Annotated in this window: 9 protein-coding genes; 2 read left to right on the forward strand and 7 right to left on the reverse strand. The window is 60.6% G+C overall.

All coding sequences use genetic code 11. The annotated features are described in order from the left end of the window. Nucleotides 1-54 precede the first annotated feature (54 nt). The 4 genes from ACFC3J_RS21400 to ACFC3J_RS21415 are packed head-to-tail and all read right to left on the reverse strand — an operon-like array spanning nt 55 to nt 2830. Entirely contained in the window at nt 55-261 is a 207-nt protein-coding gene (locus ACFC3J_RS21400) for a hypothetical protein (RefSeq protein ID WP_375197997.1), read from the reverse strand. After that, on the reverse strand, nt 258-1046 hold the full coding sequence (locus ACFC3J_RS21405; protein ID WP_375197998.1) for an SDR family NAD(P)-dependent oxidoreductase: 789 nt from the start codon (nt 1044-1046) through the stop codon (nt 258-260). Before ACFC3J_RS21405 ends, ACFC3J_RS21400 begins: the two co-directional genes overlap by 4 nt. Before the next feature lie 9 nt (nt 1047-1055). Further along, on the reverse strand, nt 1056-2249 hold the full coding sequence (locus ACFC3J_RS21410) for a zinc-dependent alcohol dehydrogenase (protein ID WP_375197999.1): 1194 nt from the start codon (nt 2247-2249) through the stop codon (nt 1056-1058). Continuing rightward, nucleotides 2249-2830, reverse strand: coding sequence for an SRPBCC family protein (locus ACFC3J_RS21415; protein ID WP_375198005.1), 582 nt, complete (start codon nt 2828-2830; stop codon nt 2249-2251). The genes ACFC3J_RS21410 and ACFC3J_RS21415 overlap by 1 nt, the downstream gene beginning before the upstream one ends. Before the next feature lie 67 nt (nt 2831-2897). On the opposite strand from ACFC3J_RS21415, the gene ACFC3J_RS21420 reads away from it, so the two are divergent. Continuing rightward, a complete protein-coding gene (locus ACFC3J_RS21420) occupies nt 2898-3098 on the forward strand; it encodes a hypothetical protein (RefSeq protein WP_375198000.1) in 201 nt (66 codons plus the stop codon). Here ACFC3J_RS21420 and ACFC3J_RS21425 read toward each other — a convergent pair. From ACFC3J_RS21425 to ACFC3J_RS21435, 3 genes are all read right to left on the reverse strand, one after another. Further along, a complete protein-coding gene (locus ACFC3J_RS21425) occupies nt 3095-3259 on the reverse strand; it encodes an acyl-homoserine-lactone synthase (RefSeq protein WP_375198001.1) in 165 nt (54 codons plus the stop codon). The genes ACFC3J_RS21420 and ACFC3J_RS21425 overlap by 4 nt on opposite strands. Nucleotides 3260-3327: 68 nt before the next feature. Further along, nucleotides 3328-4110: an autoinducer binding domain-containing protein gene (locus ACFC3J_RS21430; RefSeq protein WP_375198002.1), complete on the reverse strand. Its 783-nt coding sequence runs from the start codon at nt 4108-4110 to the stop codon at nt 3328-3330. A 92-nt stretch (nt 4111-4202) separates the two neighbouring features. Further along, nucleotides 4203-6407, reverse strand: coding sequence for a ThuA domain-containing protein (locus ACFC3J_RS21435; RefSeq protein WP_375198003.1), 2205 nt, complete (start codon nt 6405-6407; stop codon nt 4203-4205). A gap of 170 nt (nt 6408-6577) precedes the next feature. On the opposite strand from ACFC3J_RS21435, the gene ACFC3J_RS21440 reads away from it, so the two are divergent. Continuing rightward, nucleotides 6578-7003: hypothetical protein (locus ACFC3J_RS21440; RefSeq protein WP_375198004.1), on the forward strand; the 426-nt coding region annotated here is incomplete at its 3' end.

Consider the following 7003-nt stretch of genomic DNA (forward strand, 5'->3'; position numbering starts at 1 on the left):
ATAAAGAGAGGGCTGGTTGAGCCGAAATCGGACGGAACCGGCGCATATGCCCGTCTATGGGCGCGATTTCTCGCGATCCTCCTCCGGATAATCTTCCGGCGTCACAGTTCCGACATTGGGCCGATCCTCGACATCTTCCTGCGGCTGTGCACCGGGCGTGCGTGGATCGGCCTTTTCCCGACCAGGCAGCGCATCGCCGCCCGGACCACGGGGCGTTTCTGAATCCTCTCTCGGGTCCACTTTGTCCTGATCGTCGGTCATGACACTTCTCCTGAGCCGGGTTCGGCCAATTTGCGATGCTGTTCTGCAAGGATGGAGGCCGGCGTGACGTGAGCGGCGACGGCCTGCAGTTTGTTCTTCCATGCCGAGATGACATGGGCCTTGCCGGCGAGGAGCGCGTACCAACCATCCCTCGCAACCTTGGCCGGATCGTCCTTTTCCTGTTGTCCCACGCTGGTGTCGAGCAGGTCGGCTCGGTCGAAAAATTCGGTTTCAGTCGGTCCGGGCATCAGGGTGGTGACGGTTACGCCGTCTGCATCCTTAATCTCGTTGCGGATTGCGTCGGCGAAGCTGTCGATAAAGGCCTTGGATCCGTTATAAACTGCCTGAAAAGTGCCGGGAATGAAACCGGCGATGGACCCCGTGATCAGCACCTTGCCGTCATTGCGCCCGACCATCGGCGCCAATATCTTTTGCAATAGATAGAGCGTGCCGGTGATGTTCGTGTCGATCACCCTTCGCCAGTCCGCCACGTCCTGATCGAGAAAGGCGTGGCCCAGACCGCGTCCGGCATTGGCGCACACAAGATCAGCCTGCCGTCCATTGGCGGCGGCCAGCAGCCGATCTACACCCTCCAGAGTGGAAAGGTCCGCCTCGATCGATTGCACCTCCACGCCATGGCGGCGGAAGTCAGTGGCGGCGGCATCGATCAGAGGTTCATCCGCCGCCACGAGCAGATCATAGCCATCCGCTGCCGCAAGATGGGCGAGTTCGAAGCCGATACCGGTCGATGCGCCGGTAATGATCGCGAATTTACGGAAAACCATCTCTTTCTCCTAAGCCGCTGACGCTTGAGCCATGCCGGGCTTCAGGACGATCTTGGTCACTTCGTTCTGCTTGTCGTGGAACATCCTGTAGCCTTCGGCCGCCTGCTCGAGTGGCATGCGATGGCTGATAAGGAAGGTCGTATCGATCTGCTCTTCCACGATCGCGTTGAGAAGGGCGGGCATATAATGTTGTACATGGGTCTGACCGGTCCTGAGCGTCAGGCCCTTCTCCATGAAGGCGCCCAAGGGGAATTTGTCGACGAAACCGCCGTAAACCGCTGGCATCGATACGCGTCCGCCCTTGCGGCAGGCGAGGATCGCCTGGCGGATGCTGTGCGTACGGTCGGTGCCGAGGAAGGTAGAAACCTTGATCTGGTCCCAGACATTGTCGGCGAAAAAGCCGTGCGCCTCCAGCCCGACCGCGTCGATGCAGGCGTCAGGGCCGATGCCGCCTGTCATCTCCATCAGCGCCTCATAGGTTTTGGTTTCCTCATAATTTATCGTCTCCGCGCCAAATTTCCTCGCGAGTTCGAGGCGGTGGGGGAAATGGTCAATGGCGATCACCCGCTCGGCGCCCATCAGGAAGGCGGATTGAACCGAAAAAAGGCCGACCGGACCGCATCCCCATACCGCGACCGTGTCACCTGGTTCGATCTGGGCATTTTCCGCTGCCTGCCAGCCGGTCGGAAGAATGTCCGACAGGAACAAAACCTTGTCGTCCTCGATCCCGTCGGGAATGATGATCGGGCCGACGTCAGAAAAGGGCACGCGCACATATTCTGCCTGGCCCCCGGCATAGCCGCCGGTCATGTGGCTGTAGCCGAACAGGCCGGACATGGGCTGCCCATAGACCGCCTGAGCGATGTCCTGATTGTCGGCGGGCAGGCCATTGTCGCAGGCCGAATATTGATGTTTGGAGCAATGAAAGCAGCTGCCGCACGCTATGGTAAAGGGGACCACGACCCGCTGCCCTTTCTGCAGCGTGGAGTTTGGGCCCGTCTCCACAACCTCGCCCATAAATTCATGACCCAATATGTCGCCCGCCTTCATCGTCGGAATATAGCCGTCGTACAGATGCAGGTCGGACCCGCAGATCGCGGTCGAGGTGATCTTGATGATGGCGTCGCGGGGGTTGAGGATTTCGGGATCATCCACCGTATCGACGCGGACGTCATGCTTGCCGTGCCAGGTTAATGCGCGCATCAGGCGGTCTCCTCTTTCCACTGCTTGCGAGTGTACGATCCGGTCGCAATCTCGCCGGTTTCCATAAGCTGCTTGAAACGGCGCAGGTCGCGGCGCGCCTGGATCGCGGGTTCCCGCTGAAAAATCTTGGCGATTAGCTTGCCGATCGCACCGGCGGGTGGATCGTAGAGGATTGTCGCAGTCACCCAGGTGCCGCGCCCGCCCGGCGCGTCCCGGAAATCGATCCGGCCGCTATTGGGAACATCAGCGCCCGGTTCTGACGTCCAGGCGATCAATTCGCCTGGACGTTCCTCAGTGATTGTCGAGATCCATTCGGCGGTCTTGCCGGCAGGGGCCTTCACGACCCAACGATAGCGGCCATCACCCAAAGGCTCGACCCGTTCGACATTGTCCATGAATGTGGGAAGATTTTCGAGCTTGCGCCAATAATCATAAAGCTCCTGGCGAGGCCGGTTGATCGTCACCGTTTTGCCCGAAAGAGTGTCTCCCTTCGGTTCGACCAGAGAGTTGGCCGCATCCTCGACCTGATCCTGTCGTTTGGATGTGCTGAAGGGCGCGTCATCATGCGCCGGTGCCTGCATATTACCCACGGCCTTCTCCTTGTCTGGATGGGCCGCCAACCAACGCTGATCGGTCACCGTTCCAGCCATGAAGGCGAAGCTGATCCATGTCAGTCATTTTTTCGATGGATCGGTGGAAAGCTGTTTTGGGTCGTTGGACCGCGACGATCCTCCTATTTTCCTTGTCTTGAAGAACCCATTGGGCGGCGAAGGGTTATCCCATCGACGAACGGATGATCGCACCCAGCGGGAGCCGGACTACGAGAAGGAGATGATCGATGCCGCTTAAACGGTGTCCGCATTGTCAAACTGGTCCATCTCATATTGATCGTCGATCACAGGTACATCCCATCCGAACAGATCGACGAAGAGGCACTTGCGGTCGGCAAACATAGATTGGAGCAGCGGGCGATTTTCCGCAGCTAGATGGCTGTCGATGATATGGATCATGAGGTGCTCCCGTTCGTGCTTTCACGCATGAAGGAAGCAGGAAGGAGGACCGAAAACAGGCCGAGTAATTACCCGGGTTGACCACGCGAAAGTTCATGGAGTCCGATTTCGCCTGCAAGCACCGCACTTACAAGAAGTTCGGTGCGGTCATGGCTTTCGAACAAGCGCCGGGCTTCCGTGAGATACCCGTCAACGGTGCGTGGGGTCAGGCCCAACTCGCGCGCTATCTGCTTGTTGGAATATCCCCGTCCTGCCAGAACAACGCAGTCGCGCGGCCTGGGATGAAGCCGTGGCGGGGGAGCAGGCGGTGCGCCTGCGGCACGGACAAGCCGTCGGGCGGCTTGGAAGGCAAATGTCCCGATCATTTGCGCGGGACCGAGGTAGCGACGCGCCCGAAGCAGGCAAGGGGCCCCCGCAAAGGTGCATGATCCCGGACAATCGTTCAGCCGAAAATGGGGAACGGTAATCCCCTCATTCAAACCCTCCCGCGCACCAAACTCAATGCTGTGATGATCCTGTCTATCGAGGCGAATGATGCTGGGGAGGTCGGACCACAGGAAGGCGCTACCGGCAAACAGGCACGCTCTTATGACAGGATCGCGGCGATAGCGACGCTGCCCGATGAGACGTTCCGCGATCGCGGCAGGATAATCCTTGACGTCGATGCGATCGGACCTGTCCGTGGTCAGGTCGTCATGATGGATGAGCGCGAAGTGACGAAAGCCCATCTCGCGGGTGACCGCTTCCATCAGTTCATAGAGTTCCCGCTTCGTCCGTGTCACGCGGATCGCCCGTAGAAATTCATCCGTCAGAGCGAGGCATGCCGTGATCCCAAGCTTCTCCGCCGTCACCTAGATCCTTCCTGATTCAATCGTTGGCGTCCCAACCTTTTCTTGTACGGCTCAGCAGAAATTCAGCCGTGCTGCGATCGGCCGGAATTGGTTCAGCCAAGATCGACGGCGATAACCTCATGATAATCGATGCTCGGCACATCGACGATGACGCGATCGCCATCGACCTGAATTGGCACATTGCCGCCGTCGGATAGCCTCCGCACCTGTGAGGGCCGCGTGCCAGCCGGAAGCTGAAGCGCGACCCGATAAGGGCCGGTCGGGATGGCCGCCCGATAACTGCCCCGCATCGTCATGGGGTTGTTGAGGTTGAGGAGATGCGCAGTGACGGAGTTTTTTTGACGCCAATATGCGATATCCACCAGCCCCGGCCCATCAATCTGTAGCGGCGGCTGCTCGTCGTGCGCCCAATCCAGCATTGATTGCAGCAGGGTCAGATGATCGCCGTGCGACAGTTCGGCGAATGTGCGATCAATATCCATTGGCAGATAGACGACGCGGCCCTTGCCGGCCTGGCGACAGATCGCCATGGGGATGTTGCTTTCCGTGCGGTCAGTATAGACCCGCTCCATCGGCAGGTCAGGGTAAGATGGCACCAGCGTCAGCGCCACTTCCGACGCGTTGCGCGCCTTGACCGGCTGCCGCCGGATTGGGCCGATCGTCCGGCTGATCTCTGGCAACTTCGCCATCGCCGGGTGCGCGTGGTGGATTGTCAGATAGGCATTGCGGAGCGGTCCCTCCTCCTCACCTGTGACGGAGCAACCGAACAGGTCGGCCAGTGCAAAGTCTGGACGGCGCTGTCCATCGCCGTCGAACAGCGAGGTCTGATGCGTTGCGATCACGCGACCGCCTCCGGCGACGAAAGCGCGCACCTGTTCGCATTGAGTATCGGACAACACAGCGGCATTGGAGAGGATCAGTGTCCTGAAGCGGGAGAGGCTCGGCGCATCGAGAAATCCGTCGTCGATCAGGTCGAACGGCACGCGGGATTCGAGCAGCGCCTGATAGAAGCCGCGCAGATGCCCCTCCAGATCGTGCCGTTGCTTCCATCCGCCAAGGAAAGGCGGCGTGCGCGTCGATAGCACCAGCCCTACGCGCGCGAGATTATGCGTGTTGCTCAGATAACGGTCATTGGCGTGATGCCACTGATAAATATCGCGCACCACGTCCATCCAACGCTTGTCCAGCGGCTTGCCGTTGAACTTGGTGATCCAGGGGCGCGCCCCTTGCGCGATCGCACCGGCCGCCCAGATGCGGATTTCGGGCCCGGCCTGCACCGAATCCTTCCAGCGATAGGATTCTTCCACGCCGACGGAAATGATATGGCCGACAGGCTTGTCCTGCATGAACGCGCGCAGTTCGCGCGTATATCGGCCGGCACCCCATGCTTCAGGTCCTGGTGCCCAAGGTGAGTTTTCGACCGATCGGGCCTGGCGGTCGCAAAAGGCGATGGGAAGCCGTTGCGACAGACCGGGGCCATTCAGTTCGACCAGGCCCCGCCGGTCGCTGCCGGGAATGAAGCTGGCCGCAGGGCGATGCTTGCGCGCTGCAGCGTTCCAACGGTCGATCAGCGCGAAAAGGCGCGTCTCCGCCCAGGTGGCGTAGCGGCGCCCCGCGGGTGTCGATGGATCCGGATCAAGCGGTATGTCCAGCCCCGACGCGGCCCGGTATTGCGTCCGGCAGCTTTCACAATAGCAGGTGCCGCTCCCATTCCAGCGATTGCCGAAAAAGCCGTCAACGGGATAGCGCCGGGCAATCTCTTCGATCACCTTGGGCATCAGTTCGAAATTATAGGGGCCGTAAGCGCAGGTCAGCGTCAGATCGGGCGCGCTGCCGTGGCGCTTGATCTTGCCATCTGGACCAGTGAGCGCCCATTCGGGATGCGCGGCGGCAGCCGCTGCATTCATCGCGTGGGGATCGATGCGGGCAAGCACGCGCAGGCCCATCTTCTTGCAGGCGAAGACCATGTCGCCGAACGGGTCCTGCCCCCTGTCCACCCCTGGAGCCATGCCGTGATAGGCGATCGCCGTCGGATAGAAAGCGATCCCGCCACCAGCGCTCAAACATACCCCGTCGGCATGGATGTCCCGGAAATAATCGGTCCAGAATTTGGGATCGAAATGGCCCACATCATCCTCTGTGAAGGCGAGCTGGAACCAGCGCATCGGTTCCGTCGCCCAGTCCGGCGCGGCATCGCGGCTTGCGCGTGCGGCCATGGCGGGGTCGAGACGGGAGAGAAGCGCTCCGCCGCTCAGTGCCAGCGCGGTGCGGCGGCTCACTGGCATGATGTCTGGCATGATCTCTCCCTGTCGATATCCGTCATTGCCCTCTCCCTCTAGTCCAAGGCCGCGTCGCCACAATCAGCCATCCCACCATGCGGGAAATGGCTTGCCGCATGGTGGGATGATCGCGGCCATCGCTTGACTGGCGAGCACTGCCACGCTGGAGCGGGATTGAAATAGGGAGAATGACTATGAAGGTGAGCCAGTTTCTGGCAGCGATGGCCGCGCCGATGCTGCTGTCGTCGGCGCTGTCGGCGCAAACATTCACGCGCGGCGATCCGGTTCCGGCGACCCTTCCGCTCGGCAACAAGCCCGGCAATCCGATCCTGGACATGCCCCCCGGACAGCGCCTGATCTCAGCTTTCGGCGAGCGCCCGGTTTTCTCCCCAAAGGGGGACAAGCTGGCCTTTATCGGCAAGTCCTATGGCGACGCCTTCGAATATGACATGGCGACCGGTCAGATCCGCAATCTGACCGGCCACGCGCCGAGCGAGGGTTTTCTGCGGGTCCATTATATGGCGGACGGCAGCTTCGCGCTGCTGGGGCCCCGCATTTTGGGCAAGACGCGCGAGGAAACCCGTTTCAGCCGGATCGAACTGTTCTGGATGGAC

Origin of the sequence: Sphingobium sp. (assembly GCF_041987595.1) — a bacterium.
Lineage (GTDB): Bacteria > Pseudomonadota > Alphaproteobacteria > Sphingomonadales > Sphingomonadaceae > Sphingobium.